17 protein-coding genes are annotated in these 20,144 nt (G+C 67.3%); 12 read left to right on the top strand and 5 right to left on the bottom strand.

What is annotated here, in order from left to right:
• Positions 1–32: 32 nt before the first annotated feature.
• Together U4Z31_RS00810 and U4Z31_RS00815 are read right to left on the bottom strand one after the other, a co-directional pair.
• A complete protein-coding gene (locus U4Z31_RS00810; protein ID WP_321809203.1) occupies positions 33–1,538 on the bottom strand; it encodes a DUF1800 domain-containing protein in 1,506 nt (501 codons plus the stop codon).
• Positions 1,539–1,658: 120 nt separating this feature from the next.
• The gene (locus U4Z31_RS00815) at positions 1,659–1,937 is read right to left on the bottom strand and encodes a hypothetical protein (RefSeq protein ID WP_124666474.1); all 279 of its coding nucleotides are present in this window, start codon (positions 1,935–1,937) and stop codon (positions 1,659–1,661) included.
• Between the two features lie 258 nt (positions 1,938–2,195).
• Between U4Z31_RS00815 and ompR the strand changes: the two genes are divergently transcribed.
• The 4 genes from ompR to U4Z31_RS00835 all read left to right on the top strand — a co-directional run bounded on the left by ompR (position 2,196) and on the right by U4Z31_RS00835 (position 5,674).
• Positions 2,196–2,930 (top strand): two-component system response regulator OmpR, encoded by a 735-nt coding sequence (gene ompR, locus U4Z31_RS00820; RefSeq protein ID WP_004192636.1) that lies wholly within the window; start codon positions 2,196–2,198, stop codon positions 2,928–2,930.
• A gap of 40 nt (positions 2,931–2,970) precedes the next feature.
• Positions 2,971–4,332 carry an ATP-binding protein gene (locus U4Z31_RS00825; RefSeq protein WP_044843721.1) on the top strand — a complete coding sequence of 454 codons (1,362 nt, stop codon included), beginning with the start codon at positions 2,971–2,973 and terminating at the stop codon, positions 4,330–4,332.
• A 189-nt stretch (positions 4,333–4,521) separates the two neighbouring features.
• Entirely contained in the window at positions 4,522–5,070 is a 549-nt protein-coding gene (locus U4Z31_RS00830) for a peroxiredoxin (RefSeq protein WP_006478563.1), read from the top strand.
• Positions 5,071–5,146: 76 nt separating this feature from the next.
• Positions 5,147–5,674, top strand: coding sequence for a carboxymuconolactone decarboxylase family protein (locus U4Z31_RS00835; protein WP_044843722.1), 528 nt, complete (start codon positions 5,147–5,149; stop codon positions 5,672–5,674).
• A gap of 138 nt (positions 5,675–5,812) precedes the next feature.
• Here U4Z31_RS00835 and ispF read toward each other — a convergent pair whose 3' ends face one another.
• Positions 5,813–6,298 carry a 2-C-methyl-D-erythritol 2,4-cyclodiphosphate synthase gene (gene ispF / locus U4Z31_RS00840; RefSeq protein WP_044843723.1) on the bottom strand — a complete coding sequence of 162 codons (486 nt, stop codon included), beginning with the start codon at positions 6,296–6,298 and terminating at the stop codon, positions 5,813–5,815.
• A 29-nt stretch (positions 6,299–6,327) separates the two neighbouring features.
• Complete coding sequence (gene ispD, locus U4Z31_RS00845) at positions 6,328–7,038, bottom strand: 2-C-methyl-D-erythritol 4-phosphate cytidylyltransferase (RefSeq protein WP_124486221.1); 711 nt, start codon at positions 7,036–7,038, stop codon at positions 6,328–6,330.
• A 108-nt stretch (positions 7,039–7,146) separates the two neighbouring features.
• Between ispD and mfd the strand changes: the two genes are divergently transcribed.
• The 4 genes from mfd to U4Z31_RS00865 all read left to right on the top strand — a co-directional run bounded on the left by mfd (position 7,147) and on the right by U4Z31_RS00865 (position 13,618).
• Positions 7,147–10,617 carry a transcription-repair coupling factor gene (gene mfd / locus U4Z31_RS00850; protein ID WP_257771501.1) on the top strand — a complete coding sequence of 1,157 codons (3,471 nt, stop codon included), beginning with the start codon at positions 7,147–7,149 and terminating at the stop codon, positions 10,615–10,617.
• Positions 10,618–10,713: 96 nt separating this feature from the next.
• Positions 10,714–11,934: an acetylornithine deacetylase gene (gene argE, locus U4Z31_RS00855; RefSeq protein ID WP_124520045.1), complete on the top strand. Its 1,221-nt coding sequence runs from the start codon at positions 10,714–10,716 to the stop codon at positions 11,932–11,934.
• Between the two features lie 60 nt (positions 11,935–11,994).
• Positions 11,995–13,014 carry a threonine/serine dehydratase gene (locus tag U4Z31_RS00860; RefSeq protein WP_044843727.1) on the top strand — a complete coding sequence of 340 codons (1,020 nt, stop codon included), beginning with the start codon at positions 11,995–11,997 and terminating at the stop codon, positions 13,012–13,014.
• Between the two features lie 76 nt (positions 13,015–13,090).
• The gene (locus U4Z31_RS00865; protein ID WP_321809204.1) at positions 13,091–13,618 is read left to right on the top strand and encodes a DUF3574 domain-containing protein; all 528 of its coding nucleotides are present in this window, start codon (positions 13,091–13,093) and stop codon (positions 13,616–13,618) included.
• A 92-nt stretch (positions 13,619–13,710) separates the two neighbouring features.
• Here U4Z31_RS00865 and U4Z31_RS00870 read toward each other — a convergent pair whose 3' ends face one another.
• The gene (locus tag U4Z31_RS00870) at positions 13,711–16,230 is read right to left on the bottom strand and encodes a penicillin-binding protein 1A (RefSeq protein ID WP_321809205.1); all 2,520 of its coding nucleotides are present in this window, start codon (positions 16,228–16,230) and stop codon (positions 13,711–13,713) included.
• A 437-nt stretch (positions 16,231–16,667) separates the two neighbouring features.
• On the opposite strand from U4Z31_RS00870, the gene U4Z31_RS00875 reads away from it, so the two are divergent.
• From U4Z31_RS00875 to U4Z31_RS00890, 4 genes are all read left to right on the top strand, one after another.
• Complete coding sequence (locus U4Z31_RS00875) at positions 16,668–17,348, top strand: PspA/IM30 family protein (RefSeq protein ID WP_044843730.1); 681 nt, start codon at positions 16,668–16,670, stop codon at positions 17,346–17,348.
• 82 nt (positions 17,349–17,430) lie between these two features.
• Positions 17,431–18,630 (top strand): tetratricopeptide repeat protein, encoded by a 1,200-nt coding sequence (locus U4Z31_RS00880; RefSeq protein WP_321809206.1) that lies wholly within the window; start codon positions 17,431–17,433, stop codon positions 18,628–18,630.
• Between the two features lie 232 nt (positions 18,631–18,862).
• Positions 18,863–19,294, top strand: coding sequence for a large conductance mechanosensitive channel protein MscL (gene mscL, locus U4Z31_RS00885; RefSeq protein ID WP_257771513.1), 432 nt, complete (start codon positions 18,863–18,865; stop codon positions 19,292–19,294).
• A gap of 349 nt (positions 19,295–19,643) precedes the next feature.
• Complete coding sequence (locus U4Z31_RS00890; protein ID WP_185500383.1) at positions 19,644–20,090, top strand: hypothetical protein; 447 nt, start codon at positions 19,644–19,646, stop codon at positions 20,088–20,090.
• The last annotated feature ends 54 nt before the right edge of the window (positions 20,091–20,144 follow it).

A 20,144-nucleotide genomic window follows, 5' to 3' on the forward strand; every position in this document is an offset into this window, starting at 1 on the left:
GTGCCTGTTCGTCGTCGTTTCGGTCGTTTCAGTCATTTCAGTTGATAGGCCGGATCCATCAGCAGCGCCTCGAGATACGCGCTGCCGGTCGAGTCCGTATCGATCGCCGCGACCGGCGACACCGGCAGCACCGCGTGCTGCAGCTGGAGCTCGGTCGACAATCCCGCAATCGCCTGCGGCCGCGCACGATACTGCGCGAGCCAGCGTTCGAGGTCGAATCGCAGGCCGCCGCGCGCGGGTTTGACCGGCGCGCCGCGCATGCCGGCAACCGACGCCGCGTCCGCAACCGGTATCGCTTGCGCCCGCGCATTCGGCGACGGCGGCGCCATCGCGTGCGCGGCCGAGCGCATGCCGGCCGTCTCGGTCGCGCGGAACAACTGCTCGACGAACTGCTTGCGCGCCAGCAGCGTGGTGCTGTTGATCCACATCGCGCCGCCCGGCCAGCCCTTCACGTTCGGCGGATAGAACAGGTTCTGCCCGAGCGTGCGCACGGTGTTCGCGAGCATCTGCGGATCGCCGTACGCGACGTCGAACAGCCGCACCGACCCGACGACGAACTCGGCCGGCGACTTCACGAGCACGCCGCGATTGCGCGGATCCCAGAATGCGTCGGTCGACCAGAGCGCGGCGAGCGCCGCGCGTATGTCGTAGCCGCTGGCGCGAAACCGCTCGGCCACGACATCGAGCGCGCCGGCGTCGGGCGTATCGGACACGAACTCGCGCCACAGCTTGCCGGCGATGAAGCTTGCCGTGTCAGGCCGCTTCAGCAGGATGTCGAGAAACCCGTCGCCGTCGAACGCACCGGTCTCGCCGAGGATCGTCTTGTCGCCCGCGTCGTGCCAGTCGGGCCGCACCTCGAAGCGCAGCGTATCGGGATCGACGCTCCAGCCGGTCATCGCGCGCGCGGCTTCGGTCACGTCCCGCTGCGAGTAATGCCCTTCGCCGAGCGTGAACAGCTCCATTACCTCGCGCGCGAAATTCTCGTTCGGGCGGCCCTTGCGGTTGCTCGCGCCGTCGAGATACTGGAGCATCGCCGGATCCTTCGCGACCGCATGCAGCAGCGTGCCGAAGTTGCCGAGCGCCTCGCGCCGAAACAATGCATTCTGCGCGGCCATCGTCTGCGGATACGGGACCTTGTCCTGCCCGGACGTGAAGTGCCCGTGCCAGAACAGCGTCATGCGCTCGGTGAGCGGCGACGGCGTGACGATCATCTCGTTGACCCACGCGGCGCGCAGCGCATCGTAGCGGACATTGCGCTCGCGCTGCTCGTCGCGGCGCATGTCGGGCGTCAGCGCCTGACGCTGCGCGCGCGTCGGCGGCAGCTCGGCGATCCAGTCGGGCCACGTCGTCACTGGCTCGCGCCGCACGCTGCCGAGCGTGTCGGCCACGACCTGCGCGCGCGTCATGCCGACGACGCGCACGACGTCGGCGGGCGCGGGAGAGAAACCGGTGCGGCTGAGGAAAAACAGTGCGTCGTCCGCATCGAGCGGCGACTGCATGGCAGGCGACGGCGCCGGGGCGGCAGCGTTCGCTTTCATCGTCGTGGACTCCCGGAGCGCACCGGCGGTGCGGATGCCGGTTCAACGGCGGCACGCATCCGAAAGTTGACCGAAAAATTGCTACGGAATCTTTCCGCGCCGTGCGAACGCGCGTGCGTGTCAGCGCTTGTACAGCTCGCGAACGGCGTCCTCGATGTGCTGGCGCAGCAGGTGGCGCTCCTCGGGCGTCATGTGCCCGTCGCGACGGTGCTGATCGAGATCGGGAGGCACGGCGGAACGGACCGCCATGTCGGCGGCGCGGTCGGGCTGCGGCGCTTTGCCGCGCGGCAGCTTGCGCGACGAGGCGCCCTGCTCGGGGCGCTGCGCATACGCGAAGTTCGACGCATATGGACCGGCAAGTGCGATCGTCAGCATCAGTGCAATCCGGGCAGATCGCATGACCGTCCTCGCTTCTTTGGTCGATTTGTTCCCTTCGTCACGCGGCAACCGGTTACCTCTGGTACTTGAAAAACCCTGCGGAATTCGGGTGTACAAAGATGAAAGATGGAGTGCAGGGGAGTATCTACCGAATTTCAGCTTCGAGTAAAGGAATCTCTATAGCCTGCCTTTACTCCGCGCGACACTACGGGTAAATTTTGTAACGGACTGTAACGCGCGAAAATACGCGACCGTGCGTGATTTCCCATTCGCGATAAGATGCCGCTCATGGAAACGAAAAACCCCTCCAAGATTCTCGTCGTCGACGACGACCCGCGCCTGCGCGATCTGCTGCGCCGCTATCTCGGCGAGCAGGGTTTCAACGTGTACGTCGCGGAGAACGCGACCGCGATGAACAAGCTCTGGGTGCGCGAGCGCTTCGACCTGCTGGTGCTCGACCTGATGCTGCCGGGCGAAGACGGCCTGTCGATCTGCCGCCGCCTGCGCGGCAGCAACGACCGCACGCCGATCATCATGCTCACCGCGAAGGGCGAGGACGTCGACCGCATCGTCGGCCTCGAGATGGGCGCCGACGACTACCTGCCGAAGCCGTTCAACCCGCGCGAACTCGTCGCGCGCATTCACGCGGTGCTGCGCCGCCAGGCGCCGGCCGAACTGCCGGGCGCACCGTCGGAAACCACCGAGGTGTTCGAGTTCGGCGAGTTCTCGCTGAACCTCGCGACGCGCACGCTGACGAAGTCGGGCCAGGAAATTCCGCTGACGACCGGCGAATTCTCGGTGCTGAAGGTATTCGCGCGCCACCCGCGCCAGCCGCTGTCGCGCGAAAAGCTGATGGAGCTCGCGCGCGGCCGTGAATACGAAGTGTTCGACCGCAGCCTCGACGTGCAGATCTCGCGTCTGCGCAAGCTGATCGAACCGGATCCGGGCAGCCCGCGTTTCATCCAGACCGTCTGGGGCCTCGGCTACGTGTTCATTCCGGACGGCGCCGCCTGATCTTTTCTCTTTCCGGTTTCGCCCGTCCACGGCCCGTCCCATGCGTATCGACCGGCGCCTCCTGCAGCTCGCGTTCGGCGGGCTGTTCTGGCGCACCTTCCTGCTGATCGCGCTGCTGATCTCGGTCAGTCTCGCCGCGTGGTTCCAGAGCTTTCGCGTGATCGAGCGCGAGCCGCGCGCGCAGCGCGTCGCGCTCCAGCTCGTCGCGATCGTGAAGCTCACGCGCACCGCCCTGCTCTATTCCGATCCCGATCTGCGGCGCGCGCTGCTGCAGGATCTCGAGAGCAACGAGGGCGTGCGCGTGTACCCGCGCGAAAAGACCGACAAGTTCAAGCTGCAGCCCGACGAATCGCTGAACCGCCTGATCGAACACGACATCCGCAGCCGTCTCGGCGACGATACCGTGATCGCGCAGTCGGTCAACGACATCCCCGGCGTGTGGATCAGCTTCAAGATCGACGACGACGATTACTGGGTCGCGCTCGACCGCGACCAGCTCGACAGCGTCACGGGCCTGCAGTGGGCCGGCTGGGGCCTGTTCGCGCTCGCGCTGTCGCTGTTCGGCTCGGCGTTCATCACGAGCCTCGTGAACCGGCCGTTCTCGCGGCTCGCGCTCGCCGCGCGGCAGATCGGCTCGGGCCAGACGCCCGAGCTGCTGCCCGAGCGCGGGATGGGCGTCGCGGCCGACACCAACCGCAGCTTCAACCAGATGGTGCGCGACCTCGAACAGCTCGAGGCCGACCGCGCGCTGATGCTCGCGGGCATCTCGCACGACTTGCGCACGCCGCTCGCGCGGCTGCGGCTCGAGACCGAGATGAGCCCGTCCGACCAGGCGACCAAGGACGCGATGGTCGACGACATCGAGCAGATGGACCGCATCATCGCGGCCTTCATCGACTACGCGCGTCCGACCCAGCGCAAGCCGGAGCCGGTCGACCTGTCGTCGATCGCGCACGAAGTCGCCGCGCGCGTGTCGGGCGAGGACGGCGTCGAGATCCGCACGCGGCTCGCGCCGACCGCCGTGATCGAAGCCGACGAAACCGACATGCGCCGCGTGATCGGCAACCTCGTCGAGAACGCGCGCAAATACGGCCAGAGCCGCGACGACGGCGTGTCGCGCATCACGCTCGAGACGCGCGTGACGCACGCGCGCGTCGAGCTGTCGGTGAGCGACGAGGGCCCCGGCATCCCCGAGGATCAGCTGCCGCTCGTGATGCGGCCGTTCTACCGCGTCGACACGGCGCGCACCAAGGCGGACGGCACGGGGCTCGGCATGGCGATCGTGCTGCGCCTCGTCGGCCGCTATCGCGGCGCGCTGCGCCTGCGCAACCGCAGCCCCGAAGCGGGCCTCGAAGTCACGCTCGAATTCCCCGGCGCCGGCAAGGCGCGTGCGACGGCGTGACGCGTTCGCGCACGCTTCTTGCGCGTCACACTATCGGCGCGGTTGAAAAAAACTATGGGAATCGTTAGTCAAAAACTATTGAAGCGACTTATTAATAGTGTTATAGTCGTGCCCATGCTGTCACATCAACGTTGCAGCACCGAGGTAGCTTGACTCAGTCTTCTTCCCAACTCACACAGGAGTATCCGCATGAAAACCGTGGGCGATAAACTCGAAGCATTCACCGTCGTAGCCGCGAAGCCGGGCTTCAACAATCACGAGGAAAACGGCCAGTCGGCGTTCGAGACCGTCACCGAAGCGTCGTTCCCGGGCAAGTGGAAGATCATCTACTTCTATCCGAAGGATTTCACGTTCGTGTGCCCGACGGAAATCGTCGAGTTCGCGAAGCTGACGAAGCAGTTCGAAGAGCGCGACGCCGTCCTGCTCGGCGGCAGCTCGGACAACGAATTCGTGAAGCTCGCATGGCGCCGTGAGCACAAGGACCTCGACAAGCTGAACCACTACTCGTTCGGCGACGTCAAGGGCGAGCTGATCGACCAGCTCGGCGTGCGCGACAAGGAAGCCGGCGTGGCCCTGCGTGCAACGTTCATCGTCGATCCGGACAACACGATCCAGCACGTTTCGGTGAACAACCTGAACGTCGGCCGTAGCCCGGAAGAAGTCCTGCGCATTCTGGACGGCCTGCAAACGGACGAACTGTGCCCGTGCAACCGTGCAGTCGGCGGCGCAACGCTGTAAGCGCATCGATGCACGAAGCCCGCGGCGCACGTCCTGCCTGCGGGCTTTTTTAACGGCCAACCCATAGGAGATATCAATGGAATTCATCGATTCGATTAAGGCACGTATCCCCGACTACGCGAAGGACATTCGCCTGAACCTCGACGGCACGATCTCGCGCTCGTCGCTCGAAGGCACCGATGCAGTGGGCGTCGCGCTGGCGGCGGCGGTCGCGGCGAAGAGCACCGTGCTCGTGAAGACGATCCGCGAAGCCGGCGTGCTGTCGCCCGAAGAGACGAACGCCGTGCTGACGGCGGCCGCGCTGATGGGGATGAACAACACCTGGTATCCGTATGTCGAGATGGCCGACGATGCCGACCTGAAGACGCAGCGCGCCGAGCTGCGGATGGGCGCGTATGCGTCGCACGGCGGCGTCGACAAGCGCCGGTTCGAGATGTATGCGCTCGCCGCGTCGATCGTCGGCAAGTGCCACTTCTGCGTGAAGTCGCACTACGCGCTGCTGAAGAACGAGCAAGGCATGACGACGACGCAGCTGCGCGACGTCGGCCGCATCGCGTCGGTGATCAACGCCGCCGCGCAGGTGATCGCCGCCGAAGGCGAATAAGCAGCCACGCGAACGGCAGCGCGATACGGCGGTCAAGCGCGCCGGATCGCGCCGCAAAACGAAAATGCCACGCAAGCGCGTGGCATTTTTCATTCCGGCGGCGCAACCTGCGCGCCGCTTCGGACCGGCGTCAGGCGCTCACGCGCCCTGCTTCACCAGCAGCGCGGCGGCCTGCGCCTCGATGCCCTCGCCGCGGCCGAGGTAGCCGAGCTTCTCGTTGGTCTTCGCCTTCACGTTCACGCGCTCGAGCGGCAGGCCGAGATCGGCCGCGAGGTTCGCGCGCATCCCGTCGATGTGCGGTGCGAGCTTCGGCGCCTGCGCGATCACCGTGCTGTCGACGTTCTGGATCGTGAAGCCGGCCGCCTTCACGCGGGCGACGCATTCGCGCAGCAGCACGCGGCTGTCCGCGCCCTTGAACGCCGCGTCGGTGTCGGAGAAATGGCGGCCGATGTCGCCGAGCGCCGCCGCGCCGAACAGCGCGTCGGTGATCGCGTGCAGCAGCACGTCCGCGTCCGAGTGGCCGAGCAGGCCGCGCTCGTACGGAATCGTCACGCCGCCGATGATGAGGGGGCGCCCCGGGACGAGCTGGTGCACGTCGTAGCCTTGTCCGATTCTGAAGTCCATGCGTAATCCGGTTTGAGATGAGGTGAAAGTCAGGAAGCGTTCGCGGGGCGCGCGAGGATCGCTTCCGCGAGCGCGAAATCTTCCGGGTACGTGACCTTGAAGTTGCGCAGGCTGCCCTGCACGACGCGCGGCGTATGGCCGGCCCATTCGATCGCGCTGGCCTCGTCGGTCAGGTCGTGCCCTTCGCGCTGCGCGCGCAGGATCGCGTCGCGCAGCATGCCGATGCGGAACATCTGCGGCGTCTGCGCCTGCCACAGCGCGTCGCGCGACTCGGTGCGCGCGATCGCGTCGCCGCCGGCCGGCACGCGCTTGAGCGTATCGGCCACCGGCAGCGCGACGATGCCGCCGACCGGGTCGTCCTTCAGCGTCGCGACCAGCGTGCGGATCAGCGCCGGCGTGATGCCAGGGCGCGCGGCGTCGTGCACGAGCACCCAGTCCTGCTCGGTCGCGCCGAATTCGGCCAGCTCGAGCAGCCCGTTGAGCACCGACGCCTGCCGCGAGCCGCCGCCGCAGCGGCGCACCGCGAAGCGCAGGCCCGCGAAGCGGCGCGCGTCGAAGTGCGTGTCGTCGGGCGCGAGGACGACGAGCGTCTGCGCGAATTCGCTGCACGCGTCGAACGCAGCGAGCGTGTAATGCAGGAGCGCGCGGCCGGCCAGCGTGCGGTATTGCTTCGGCACGGCCGAACCGGAACGGCTGCCCGTGCCGGCGCAAGGAATCAGGGCGAAAAGTCGGGGAGTCACGAAGGGGAAACGCCGGAAAGATGAAATCGAGAAGCGGATTTTATAATAGGTCTTTCGTCTCGACCGGCGCGCCGCGTCGCGCCCGTGCCCGCCACCCCTGCCGTCCCTATGCCAGACAACGCTTCCACCCCGTTCGCCTCGCCCGTCGCCCGCGTCAAGCCGGGCCAGCGGTTCGCCTTCGACGGCGCGCACGGCTCCGCCGACGCACTCGCCATCGCCCGCTATCTCGCCGACAACCGCGACGCGGTCCCGCTCCTTGCGGTGATCTGCGCGAACGCGGTCGACGCGCAGCGGCTGTCGCAGGAACTCCGCTACTTCTCGCCGGAGGCGCGCGTGCGCCTGCTGCCGGACTGGGAGACGCTGCCGTACGACACGTTCTCGCCGCACCAGGATCTCGTCTCCGAGCGGCTCGCGACGCTGCACGACCTCGGCGAGGGCCGCTGCGACATCCTGCTGGTGCCCGCGACCACCGCGCTGTACCGGATGCCGCCCGCGTCGTTCATGGCCGCGTACACGTTCGCGTTCGCGCAGGGCGAGCGGCTCGACGAGGCGAAGCTGAAGGCGCAGCTCACGCTGGCCGGCTACGAGCACGTCAGCCAGGTCGTGCGCCCGGGCGAATACTGCGTGCGTGGTTCGCTGATCGACCTGTACCCGATGGGCTCGCCGCTGCCGTACCGGATCGACCTGTTCGACGACCAGGTCGACTCGATCCGCGCGTTCGATCCCGATACGCAGCGCAGCCTCTATCCGGTGCGCGACGTGCGCCTGTTGCCCGGCCGCGAGTTTCCGTTCGACGAAGCGGCGCGCACGGCCTTCCGCAGCCGCTGGCGCGAGACCTTCGAAGGCGACCCGAGCCGCGCGCCGATCTACAAGGACATCGGCAACGGCGTGCCGTCGGCCGGCATCGAGTACTACCTGCCGCTGTTCTTCGACGAGACGGCCACGCTGTTTCACTACCTGCCGCAGGATGCGCACCTCGTGTTCGCCGGCGACCTCGAAGCGTCGATCCGCCGTTTCACGGCCGATACGAAGCAGCGTCACGCGTTCCTCGCGCACGACCGCGAGCGGCCGATCCTGGAGCCGCAGCGGCTGTTCCTGTCCGACGAGGATTTCTTCGCGTTCGCGAAGCCGTTCGCGCGCGTCGTGCTGCCCGCGCAGCCGGCCGGCGGCTGGGCGACGGCCTTGCCCGAGCTCACCGTCGACCGCCACGCGGACGATCCGCTCGCCGCGCTGCGCACCTTCGTCGAAGCGTCGGGCAAGCGCGTGCTGCTGACGGTCGAATCGGCCGGCCGCCGCGAGACGATCCTGCAACTGCTCGCCGAGCATCGCCTGCGTCCGGCGTCGAACGACCACTTCGCGGGCTGGCTCGAAAGCGACGCGCCCTTCGCGCTCGGCGTCGCGCCGCTCGCGAGCGGCTTCGCGGTGCCCGGCGAAGGCTACGCGATCGTCACCGAGACCGAGCTGTACGGCGCGCTCGGCCGCCGCGCCGGGCGCCGCCGCCAGGAACAGGCGAGCAACGTCGACGCGATGGTGCGCGACCTGTCGGAGCTGAAGGTCGGCGATCCGGTCGTGCATGCGCAGCACGGCATCGGCCGCTACATGGGCCTCGTGTCGATGGATCTCGGCGAAGGCGAGACCGAATTCCTGCATCTCGAATACGCGGGCGACAGCAAGCTCTACGTGCCGGTCGCGCAGCTGCACGTGATCTCGCGCTACAGCGGTGCCGATCCCGACAGCGCGCCGCTGCACGCGCTCGGCTCGGGCCAGTGGGAACGCGCGAAGCGCAAGGCCGCGCAGCAGATCCGCGATACGGCGGCCGAGCTGCTGAACCTGTACGCGCGCCGCGCGGCCCGCGAAGGCCATGCGTTCGCGCTCGAGCCGCGCGACTACGTGAAGTTCGCGGAAAGCTTCGGGTTCGAGGAAACGCCCGACCAGGCCGCGGCGATCGCGGCCGTGATCGGCGACATGACGAGCGGCAAGCCGATGGACCGCCTCGTGTGCGGCGACGTCGGCTTCGGCAAGACCGAGGTCGCGCTGCGCGCCGCATTCATCGCGGTGATGGGCGGCAAGCAGGTCGCGCTGCTGTCGCCGACCACGCTGCTCGCCGAGCAGCACACGCAGACCTTCGCCGACCGCTTCGCCGACTGGCCGGTGCGCATCGTCGAGCTGTCGCGCTTCAAGACCGCGAAGGAAGTGAACGCGGCGATCGCGCAGATCAACGAAGGCAGCGTCGACATCGTGATCGGCACGCACAAGCTGCTGTCGTCGGACGTGCAGTTCAAGCGCCTCGGCCTCGTGATCATCGACGAGGAACACCGCTTCGGCGTGCGCCAGAAGGAAGCGCTGAAGGCGTTGCGCGCGGAAGTCGACGTGCTGACGCTGACCGCGACGCCGATCCCGCGCACGCTCGGGATGGCGCTCGAGGGCTTGCGCGACTTCTCGGTGATCGCGACCGCGCCGCAGAAGCGGCTCGCGATCAAGACCTTCGTGCGCCGCGAGGAGGAAAGCGTGATCCGCGAGGCGATGCTGCGCGAGCTGAAGCGCGGCGGCCAGGTGTATTTCCTGCACAACGAGGTCGAGACGATCGAGAACCGCAAGGCGATGCTCGAGGAGCTCGTGCCCGAAGCGCGCATCGTGATCGCGCACGGCCAGATGCACGAGCGCGAGCTCGAACGCGTGATGCGCGATTTCGTCGCGCAGCGCGCGAACGTGCTGCTGTGCACGACGATCATCGAGACCGGCATCGACGTGCCGAGCGCGAACACGATCATCATGCACCGCGCCGACAAGTTCGGCCTCGCGCAGCTTCACCAGCTGCGCGGCCGCGTCGGCCGTTCGCACCACCAGGCGTACGCATACCTGCTGGTCCACGACCCGCAGTCGCTGACCAAGCAGGCGCAGCGCCGCCTCGAGGCGATCCAGCAGATGGAGGAACTCGGTTCGGGCTTCTATCTCGCGATGCACGACCTCGAGATCCGCGGCACCGGCGAGGTGCTCGGCGACAAGCAGTCGGGCGAGATCCACGAGATCGGCTTCCAGCTGTATACCGACATGCTGAACGACGCCGTGAAGGCGCTGAAGAACGGCAAGGAGCCCGACCTCACAGCCCCGCTCGCCGCAACGACGGAAATCAACCTGCACGCGCCCGCGATCCTGCCGGCCGACTACTGCGTGGACGTGCAGGAGCGGCTGTCGCTGTACAAGCGGCTCGCGAACTGCGAGCACGGCGACGCGATCGACGGCATCCAGGAAGAGCTGATCGACCGCTTCGGCAAGCTGCCGCCGCAAGCGCACGCGCTCGTCGAGACGCACCGGCTGCGGCTCGCCGCGAAGCCGCTCGGCATCGTCAAGATCGACGCGAGCGAGGCCGCGATCGGGCTGCAGTTCGAGCCGAACCCGCCGATCGATCCGATGCGGATCATCGAGATGGTGCAGAAGCACCGGCACATCAAGCTCGCGGGCCAGGACAAGCTGCGCATCGAGACGCGCTCGCCCGATCTCGCGATCCGCGTGTCGACGATCAAGGAAACGCTGCGCGCGCTCGCCCCGCGCGCCGATGCGACGAGCGCGGCACGCTGACGGCACGGCCGCGATGCTGCACCGCATCGCGGCCGGCGAAGGCGGGCCGGCGCGTTTTTGAGTATGATTTTCCCATTCCTCAGACGGAGTTTTGCCATGTCCACTCTCGACGCGCCGGCGCCGTCCGCCGCAACCCAAGGCGACGCCTCGCTCGTCAGCCTGCCCTGGATCAAGCAGCTGGTGTCGATGGACACGACGAGCCGCGTGCCGAACCTCGGCCTGATCGAAACGGTGCGCGACGCGCTCGCCGCGAAGGGCATCCAGTCGACGCTCACGCACGATCCGCGCGAAGGCTGGGCCAACCTGTTCGCGACCGTGCCCGCGCACGACGGCTCGACCGACGGCGGCATCGTGCTGTCGGGGCACACCGACGTCGTGCCGGTCGACGGCCAGCAGTGGGACAGCAACCCGTTCGAGCCGGAGTTGCGCGACGGCCGCCTGTACGGCCGCGGCACGTGCGACATGAAGGGCTTCATCGGCGCGGCGCTCGCGCTGCTGCCGGAGATGCAGGCGACGAAGCTCGCGAAGCCGATTCATTTCGCGCTGTCCTACGACGAGGAAATCGGCTGCGCGGGCGCCCCGCTGCTGATCGCCGATCTGGTCAAGCGCGGCGTGAAGCCGTCCGGCTGCATCGTCGGCGAGCCGACCAGCATGCGGCCGATCATCGCGCACAAGGGCATCAACGCGTACCGCTGCTGCGTGCGCGGCCACGCGGCGCACTCGTCGCTGACGCCGAAGGGCCTGAACGCGATCGAATATGCGGCGCGCCTCATCTGCCACATCCGCGACATCGCCGAGCGCTTTCGCGCCGAAGGCCCGTTCGACGCGCTGTACGACGTGCCGTTCACGACCGCGCAGACGAGCACGATCCAGGGCGGCAACGCGATCAACACGGTCCCGGCCGAATGCCGGTTCGACTTCGAGTTCCGCAACCTGCCGACGCTCGATCCCGAGCAGATCTTCGCGCGCATCGAAGCGTATGCGCGGGAAACGCTGCTGCCGCAGATGCTTCGCGAGCATCCGAACGCGGCGATCGAATTCTCGAAGATCGCCGCGGCGCCCGGGCTCGACGCGACCGAACAGGCCGCGATCACCCAGCTGGTGCGCGCGCTGACGGCCGACCAGGACAAGCGCAAGGTCGCCTACGGCACGGAAGCCGGCCTGTTCGAGCGCGCGGGCATCCCGAGCATCGTCTGCGGGCCCGGCAACATCGAACAGGCGCACAAGCCGAACGAGTATGTCGAGCTCGCGCAGCTCGCCGCCTGCGAGCAGTTCCTGCGCAAGTTCATCCGCAGCATGTCGGTCGACGCACACTGACTGCCCCCGCCACGCCGGCCTGCGTGTGCGGGCCGGCCCACTCCCGCCACCCGCCACGTCATGTCGACTGACCAACAGCGCACTGCCCATACGACGATCGACGGCGAACCGATTCCGACGCTCGACGAAATCGCCGCGCAGCATTTCGCGTTGTCGCCGTGGGTCGCGCGCACGCCCGTGTTCGAGCGCGCCGACCTGCCGTCCCTCGAGGGCACGCACGTCAACTTCAAGTTCGAGCTGCTGCAGGTGAGCGGCAGCTTCAAGGCGCGCGGTGCGTTCACGAACCTGCTGGCCCTCGACGAAGCGCGCAAGAACGCCGGCGTCACGTGCGTGTCGGCCGGCAATCACGCGGCGGCCGTCGCGTATGCGGCGATGCGGCTCGGCAGCAGCGCGAAGGTCGTGATGTTCCATACCGCGAGCCCGGCGCGCATCGCGCAGTGCAAGCAGTACCGCGCGGAAGTCGTGCTCGCCGGCAGCGCGTCGCAGGCATTCGACGTCGTGCGGCGGATCGAGGCCGAGGAAGGCCGCTTCTTCATCCATCCGTTCAATGGCTATCACACGATTCTCGGCACCGCGACGCTCGGCTACGAATGGGCGACGCAGACGCCCGATCTCGACGCGGTGATCGTGCCGATCGGCGGCGGCGGGCTCGCGGCCGGCATGGCGACCGCGCTGCGGCTCGCGAATCCGCGCGTGCACGTGTACGGCGTCGAGCCGGAAGGCGCCGACGCGATGAGCCGCAGCTTCGCGGCGAATCACACGATCCAGATGAGCGCGATGCAGACCATCGCCGACTCGCTGATGGCGCCGCACACCGAGGAGTACAGCTACCAGCTGTGCCGGCGCCACGTCGACCGCATCGTCACGGTGTCCGACGACGCGCTGCGCGCGGCGATGCTGTTCCTGTTCTCGCAACTGAAGCTGTCGGTCGAGCCGGCGTGCGCGGCAGCGCTCGCGGCGCTGCTCGGCCCGCTGCGCGAAACGCTGCAGGGCAAGCGGGTCGGCGTGCTGCTGTCGGGCACGAACACCGATCCCGCGACGCTCGGCATGCATCTCGCGCACGCAAAACTGCAGCACTGAACCCGCGCACGATACTCAGGGTTATCCCCAGTTTATGTTGACAGCCCTGTTGATAACCCGCCGGACAAGCACGCAAGTGGTTGAGCGCGCAGCGTTTTACGCGCACGAAGCGCGCCGGACGCGAAATAGGCAGATAGCGCCACCGAACGCATGGCCCGCGGCGTGGCAACGTCGTACGCGGCAGGTGATCGGCACGGCAGCCGTCGCGCTGCTTGCCGGTTGCGCGGCCCCGCCCTCGCCCGTCGTCGACGCTTCCGTTGGCTGCCTGCAGCCGGACATGCACCGGATGCTGCAGGCCGACCTGCTGTTCGGGCGCGATATCGCGGGACGCGGCCCCGTCACCGAAACGGAACGCGCGGCCTTCCTTGCCGAGGTCGTCACGCCGCGCTTTCCGGACGGTTTCACGGTCTGGGACACCCGCGGCCAATGGCGCGACCGCGCCACCGGCCGGATCATCGGCGAAGCGAGTTTCGTGATCCGTATCGTCGCCGACGATACTGCCGATACGCACGCGCGGCTCGCGGCGATCCGGCACGCGTACCGCGAGCGCTTCCGGCAGGACTCGGTCGGCATCACGCTCGTACCGGCCTGCGCGTCGTTCTGATTCGCCCTTCCCGGCTGACGCGCGAACGCGACGACACATAAGAAAACGGGCGCCCGAAGGCGCCCGCCGCATGCGACACATCCGCGTATCGCTTACTTGTTCTCGAACATGTCCATGATCTGCTGCTTCTCCTGCTGCGTGACGGGCGGCGGCGCGAGCCCCTCCGAGCCGGCCGAGCCGAGCGCGTCGTTCGCGCTGATCGCATTCGCGGCCGGGTTGATGTCCACGCTGCCGACGAAGCCGTTGCCCGGCGTGCGATCGGCGTAGTACAGCTCGCCGTCGATCGAGGTCAGGCCGTCCGGCATCGGCATCTGCTGCTCGGGCACGCCGTTCAGCGCGGTGCGCATGTAGTTCACCCAGATCGGCAACGCGAGCTGCGCGCCGAATTCGCGGCTACCGAGGCTCTTCGGCTGGTCGAAGCCCATCCACGCGACCGCGACGAGCGACTGCTGGTAGCCGGCGAACCAGCCGTCCTTCGCATCGTTCGTCGTGCCCGTCTTGCCCTGCAGGTCGCTGCGGCCGAGCGCGTTGGTGCCCGCGCCCGTGCCGGCCGTCGCGACCGTGTGCAGCAGGCTGTTCATCACGTATGCGTTGCGGCCTTCGATCGTGCGCGGCGCGGTGCCGCCAGCGATCACCGGCTGCGATTTCTGCAGCGGCTGGCCGCGCGCGTCGTCGACTTCGGCGATCAGGTACGGATCGACCTTGTAGCCGCCGTTCGCGAACACCGCATAGCCGGTCGCGAGCTGCAGCGGCGTCACGAGGCCGGCGCCGAGCGCCATCGGCAGGTACGGCGGCGTCTTCGCCGGATCGAAGCCGAAGCGCTGCGTCACATACTCCTGCGCGTACTGCGTGCCGATCGACGCGAGGATCCGGATCGACACGAGGTTCTTCGAACGCTGCAGGCCGGTGCGCATCGACATCGGGCCGTCGGGCTGGTCGTCGTCCTTCGGTTCCCACGCGGTGCCGCCCGGCACGCTCGGCGGGAAGTACAGCGGCGCATCGTTGATGATCGTCGCCGGCCCGAGGCCCTTGTCGAGCGACGCCGAATAAATGAACGGCTTGAACGACGAACCCGGCTGGCGCCACGCCTGCGTCACGTGGTTGAACTTGCTCTTGTTGAAGTCGAAGCCGCCGACGAGCGAACGGATCGCACCGTCCTGCGGCGCGATCGCGACGAGCGCGCCTTCCACCTGCGGCAGCTGCACGATCTGCCAGCCCGTCTTGCCGTCCTTCAGCACGCGCACGATCGAGCCCGGCTTGATGTGCAGCGTCGCGTTCGCGCGCGGGCTCAGCGCGGCCGACACGAAGCGCAGGCCGGCCGGGCCGATCGTCGTCGTGGCGCCGCCGACGAACTGCACCTCGACCGCGTTCGGCGACGCCGACAGCACCACCGCCGACTGCAGGTCGCCGTTGTCCGGGTGATCGGCGAGCGCGTCGTCGATCGCCTCGTCGCGATCGTCGCCGGCCGCCGGCAGGTTGATCGAGCCTTCCGGCCCGCGATAGCCGTGGCGGCGCTCGTAATCGAGAATGCCGCGACGCACGGCCTGGTATGCGGCTTCCTGGTCGGCCGAGTTGATCGTCGTCGTGACGGTCAGCCCGCGCGTATAGGTTTCGTCCTTGTACTGCTGGTACATCATCTGCCGCACCATCTCGGCGACGTATTCGCCGTGCACCGCGTACTGGTTGCCCGGCGTGCGCACGCGGATCTCTTCCTTCACCGCCTGGTCGTACTGCGGCTGCGTGATGTAGCCGATCTCGAGCATGCGCTTCAGGATGTACTCCTGACGCACCTTCGCGCGCTTCGGATTGACGACCGGGTTGTACGCGGACGGCGCCTTCGGCAGCCCCGCGAGCATCGCCGCTTCCGCGAGCGTGATGTCCTTCAGGTCCTTGCCGAAATACACGCGCGCGGCGGCCGCGAAACCGTACGAGCGCTGGCCCAGGTAGATCTGGTTCATGTACAGCTCGAGGATCTGGTCCTTCGTCAGCGCCTTCTCGATCTTGTACGCGAGCAGCATCTCGTAGATCTTGCGCGTATACGTCTTCTCGCTCGACAGGAAGAAGTTGCGCGCGACCTGCATCGTGATCGTGCTCGCGCCCTGGCGCGCGCCACCGTGCATCAGGTCGGCCACGCCGGCGCGCAGGATGCCGAGGAAGTCCACGCCACCGTGTTCGTAGAAGCGGTAGTCCTCGATCGCGAGCACCGCCTTCTTCATCACGTCGGGAATGTCCTGGAAGCGCACGAGGCTGCGGCGCTCCTCGCCGAACTCGCCGATCAGCACGTGATCGGCGCTGAACACGCGCAGCGGCACCTTCGGCTGGTAGTTGGTCAGCGCATCGAGCGACGGCAGTTGCGGCGCCATCACGACGAGCGCGTAGCCGACGATCAGCGCACCGACGATCGCGAGCGTCGCGATCAGGCCGACGAACCACAGTGCGACGCGCGAGCCGAACGAGCGGCGCGCGCCGTCCCCGCCGCCGCGGCGCTGCGCGCGCCGGTCGTCGCTGCGCTCGTCGTCATCGGGGTAATAAGCTCCAGACGGCGAACGGCGCAACGTGTAGTGAGGTTCGTTCCGGTCGGAAGGAGAAGACGGTCGTTTAATGATTGGCATGTCGGAATGGCGGGCGGCGTGGCGCCCTCGGACGCATGCGGAAAATGCAAGCGGATGAATCAGAGTGGGTGCATCGTGGCAACTGTCACGTCGACAGACCCCGCCGCGCGGCGATCCGTTCCCGCGACGTGACAGCGCATTTTAATGAAATCGACCGATCGGCTTCGCGATTTTTTGTAAAAATTCCCGCACAAGCATGAATTGCGGAACGTATTGGCGCCATGCTCCGCCTATCATGGACTCGCGCCCCGGTGCGTGGCGCGGCGTTTCTTTCAGATGCGAAAGCTGGAAACCTGCACACGCATGGCGCTTGAACTCCGGCGCTTAAGCCGTATTTAAGGGGCCGGCGGTGTAATATCCGCCGGCTCACGCGGGTCGGAACCGATTCGCGACGGGCATTGCCGCCGACGCGGCACCTTTCAACCACGGAGGATTTCATGTCGCTTTTCGACTCTGTTTCGCGCACGATCAAAGGCCTGCTGAACGATGCGGCCGACTCGGTACAGGATCCGTCGCGCGACGCACGGCAGATCGTGCGGGAGCTCGACGACAGCATCGGCCGTGCCGAGAATTCGCTGATCGAGATCGAGGCACAAGTCGCGACCCAGCGCAGCAAGCGCGATGCGGCCGACGACAAGGTGAAGAAGTACGAGGACGGCGCGAAGCGCGCGCTGCAGGCGGGCGACGAAGCGCTCGCACGCGAGGCGCTCGCCGCGCAGTCGAACGCCGAAGCCGAGCGCGATGCGCTCGCGGCGGAGCTGACGACGCTCGAGCCGTCGGTCGACAAGCTGAAGGGGCAGATCGCCGACATGCGTCAGCGCCGCAACGACCTGAACGCACGCTCGAACATCCTGCAGGCCAAGCAGGAAATCGCGCAGGCGAAGGACGTCGCGGCAAGCGCGTTGGGCGGCATCGGCGGCAAGAACCTGTCCGAGGACTTCCAGAAGCTCGAGGACAAGGTCGCGCTGCAGAATGCGCGTTCGGACGCCCGCCTGAATTCGGCCGACACGTCGAGCGGCAAGGCGCTCGACGACAAGCTCGCCGCGTTGAACAAGGGCCCGTCGGTCGAGGACCGCCTCGCCGCGCTGAAGAAGCAGCTCGACACGCCCGCGCAGTAACGGCAGGCAACCGCGCCGCGGCCCGCCGGGCGCGCGGCGCGCACCGATCGTCAGGAGACGGGCGCCCGCGCCCGGTTCGACCATGAAGAAATCTCTCGCCGCACTCGGCTTCTCGCTGATGCTGCTGTCGTCCGCCGCCTTTGCGGTTCCGTCGCTGCAGCAAGTCGAGCAGTCGATCGCGCAACGTGACTGGCAGCGCGCCGACGCGCAGCTGTCGCAAGTCATCGACGCCCATCCGAACAATGCGCATGCGCGCTATCTGTACGCACAGGTGCTGGATCGCGAAGGCCGCGCGTCCGACGCGCTCGCGCAACTGCAGCGGGCGAAGTCGCTCGATCCGCAACTGCGCTTCACCGACGCGTCACATTTCGCGCAGACCGAATCGCGCATTCGCGCCGACGCCGCGCGCGTGAGCGGCGCGAGCGGCAACGCACCGTCGGCCACGCAGGCCGGTTCGTTGCAGTCGTCGCTCGCACCTGCCGCGCCGGTTGCGAAACACGGTCCGTCGACCGGCATGTGGATCGGCCTCGGGCTGCTCGTCGCGGTCATCGCGCTGGTGCTGCGCTGGACGTTGCGGCGCGCACGCTCGGCCGACGACAGCCGTGCCGGCGACGAACGCCGCGCGCAGTTGAAACGCGCGACCGACGTGCTGAACGACATCCGTCCGCTGAAACTCGACGCGAAACTGTCGACGGCGCCCGGTGCCGCGGCGCTCACCAGCGAACTCGAAGGCATCGAGACCGATGCACGCGCGCTCGTCGAAGCGCTGTCGAACGGCAAGAACCCGGTGCCGCCGTATCGCATCGACGAACTCGAACAGCGGCATGCGAGCGTGAAGGCGCGCGTCGAAGGCCGCCCCGATCCGAGCGCGCCGCCCGCTGCGCCCGCGAACGGCAGCGGCTCCGTGTATGCGCAGGAAGCCGATCGCGTGACCGGCATGCAAGGGCAGCCGTATCAGCAGCAACCGTACCCGCAACAGCCGTATCCGCCGCAACCGTATCCGCAACAGCAGCCGCCCGTCGTGGTTCAGCAAGGCGGCGGTTTCGGCAGCGGAATGGGCGGGCTGCTGACCGGCGTGCTGCTCGGCGAAGCGATGTCCGGCGGCCGCGAACGCGTGGTCGAACGCGACGTGATCGTCGACGACCCGCGCCGGCGCCAGGAGAACAACGATCCGGGCTTCGACCTCGGCCGCGGCGACGATTCGAACTGGAGCGACGGCAATGGCGGCGGCGGCGTTGATCTCGGCAGCAACGACGACGGCTGGACCGACGACAACACCTGAGCATGGCCCACGCGGGCGTCGACGCATCGCGCCGCGCCCGCCCCCGCGCTTTCTTTCATTTCCACTCGCGCCGGCCCGGTGATTTGTTAATCATTTCAAGATGGGCTACCGGCAATGGGGCACGTTCGCTATCATGCGGCCATCGGCGTGCCCCCGATCCAACCCATCAGACGCTTCGCAGCCCTGCGCGTCGCGGCACGCCTCCTCTCGCCCAACCAGGAGAAAGCCGCTCATGAGCATAATCAAGGAATTCAAGGAGTTCGCCGTCAAAGGCAACGTGATGGATCTCGCCGTCGGCGTGATCATCGGCGGCGCGTTCTCGAAGATCGTCGACTCGGTCGTGAAAGACCTCATCATGCCGGTCATCGGCGTGCTGACGGGCGGTCTGGATTTCTCGAACAAGTTCGTTCTGCTCGGCACCATCCCCCCGACGTTCAAGGGTAATCCCGATTCGTTCAAGGACCTGCAGGCCGCGGGCGTCGCCGCATTCGGCTACGGCTCGTTCATCACCGTGGCGATCAACTTCGTGATCCTCGCGTTCATCATCTTCCTGATGGTGAAATTCATCAACAAGCTGCGCAAGCCGGAAGCAGCTCCGCCTGCCGCGACGCCGGAAGACGTGCTGCTGCTGCGCGAGATCCGCGATTCGCTCAAGCAACGCTGAGCACCGCGCCACGCTGCGACTGCCGGGCCCGCCATGTGCGGGCCTTTTTCATGGGCACGCATCGTGCACCGTCGTGCGAGCGCCTATCTCACTTTTTTGTGACGCGCGAATGCACGCGCGGGAAAAGCAGGTCTATGATGGAGACTAAACGACAGTACGGGCGCCAAGACGCTGGCTGTGTCGATCATCGTGGCATGCGGGTCGACGGGAGACATTGATCGTCGTACCGCACGAGTGCGGAGTGCAGCATTTTCGTGTGCTATAAAGGATCGACATGCGGCGTACATAGCCGGGAGTGGGTCGCATGAAAGTGCCGCATTTCTTGCAATTGTTTTTCAGGCGAGTGTTTATGTCCTTCCCGAAAAAACGTCGACGTGCGCAACAGGATGGCCAGGAGTCCTTCCTCGCGGTATTGCGCCATTCGAAACCGTTCGCGCAGCTCGACACCAAGATTGCCCGCGCCCGTGCGCAGGACGAACCCGTCCTCTATGCGCACGTGCTACCCGGCCTCGACGTGCTTCTATGCAGCGTGCGCGGCGCACAGCCGCCCTATCCGGCCATCGCCGAACTGCGCAAGCGCTGCCTCGAATCGATCGCCAACGCACTCGAACAGCCGCTCGACGGCCTCGAGAACGGCGGGTACTGGTACGAGGCGAACGGCTTCGGCTTCCTCGTGTTCGCGAGCCGCGCCCGCGCGCGTATCCTGCCCGAATTTGGTGCAGGCACGAAAGCGAGCCTGCGCGGCGGGCTCGGACGCCAGAACGCCGGCGACACGACACCGCGCTCCCTCGGCTGAACCGACACCGACACGATGGGCCGCCTCCGGGCGGCCCATCGGTCATTCAGCTTC

This window comes from Burkholderia sp. BCC1985 (assembly GCF_905339915.1).
Classification (GTDB): domain Bacteria; phylum Pseudomonadota; class Gammaproteobacteria; order Burkholderiales; family Burkholderiaceae; genus Burkholderia.

Excerpts from the sequence above, each read along its gene's own strand:
- U4Z31_RS00810 (WP_321809203.1), bottom strand. The coding sequence starts at position 1,538 with ATGAAAGCGAACGCTGCCGCCCCGGCGCCGTCGCCTGCCATGCAGTCG.
- U4Z31_RS00815 (WP_124666474.1), bottom strand. The coding sequence starts at position 1,937 with ATGCGATCTGCCCGGATTGCACTGATGCTGACGATCGCACTTGCCGGT.
- ompR (WP_004192636.1), top strand. The coding sequence starts at position 2,196 with ATGCCGCTCATGGAAACGAAAAACCCCTCCAAGATTCTCGTCGTCGAC.
- U4Z31_RS00825 (WP_044843721.1), top strand. The coding sequence starts at position 2,971 with ATGCGTATCGACCGGCGCCTCCTGCAGCTCGCGTTCGGCGGGCTGTTC.
- U4Z31_RS00830 (WP_006478563.1), top strand. The coding sequence starts at position 4,522 with ATGAAAACCGTGGGCGATAAACTCGAAGCATTCACCGTCGTAGCCGCG.
- U4Z31_RS00835 (WP_044843722.1), top strand. The coding sequence starts at position 5,147 with ATGGAATTCATCGATTCGATTAAGGCACGTATCCCCGACTACGCGAAG.
- ispF (WP_044843723.1), bottom strand. The coding sequence starts at position 6,298 with ATGGACTTCAGAATCGGACAAGGCTACGACGTGCACCAGCTCGTCCCG.
- mfd (WP_257771501.1), top strand. The coding sequence starts at position 7,147 with ATGCCAGACAACGCTTCCACCCCGTTCGCCTCGCCCGTCGCCCGCGTC.
- argE (WP_124520045.1), top strand. The coding sequence starts at position 10,714 with ATGTCCACTCTCGACGCGCCGGCGCCGTCCGCCGCAACCCAAGGCGAC.
- U4Z31_RS00860 (WP_044843727.1), top strand. The coding sequence starts at position 11,995 with ATGTCGACTGACCAACAGCGCACTGCCCATACGACGATCGACGGCGAA.
- U4Z31_RS00870 (WP_321809205.1), bottom strand. The coding sequence starts at position 16,230 with ATGCCAATCATTAAACGACCGTCTTCTCCTTCCGACCGGAACGAACCT.
- U4Z31_RS00875 (WP_044843730.1), top strand. The coding sequence starts at position 16,668 with ATGTCGCTTTTCGACTCTGTTTCGCGCACGATCAAAGGCCTGCTGAAC.
- U4Z31_RS00880 (WP_321809206.1), top strand. The coding sequence starts at position 17,431 with ATGAAGAAATCTCTCGCCGCACTCGGCTTCTCGCTGATGCTGCTGTCG.
- mscL (WP_257771513.1), top strand. The coding sequence starts at position 18,863 with ATGAGCATAATCAAGGAATTCAAGGAGTTCGCCGTCAAAGGCAACGTG.
- U4Z31_RS00890 (WP_185500383.1), top strand. The coding sequence starts at position 19,644 with ATGTCCTTCCCGAAAAAACGTCGACGTGCGCAACAGGATGGCCAGGAG.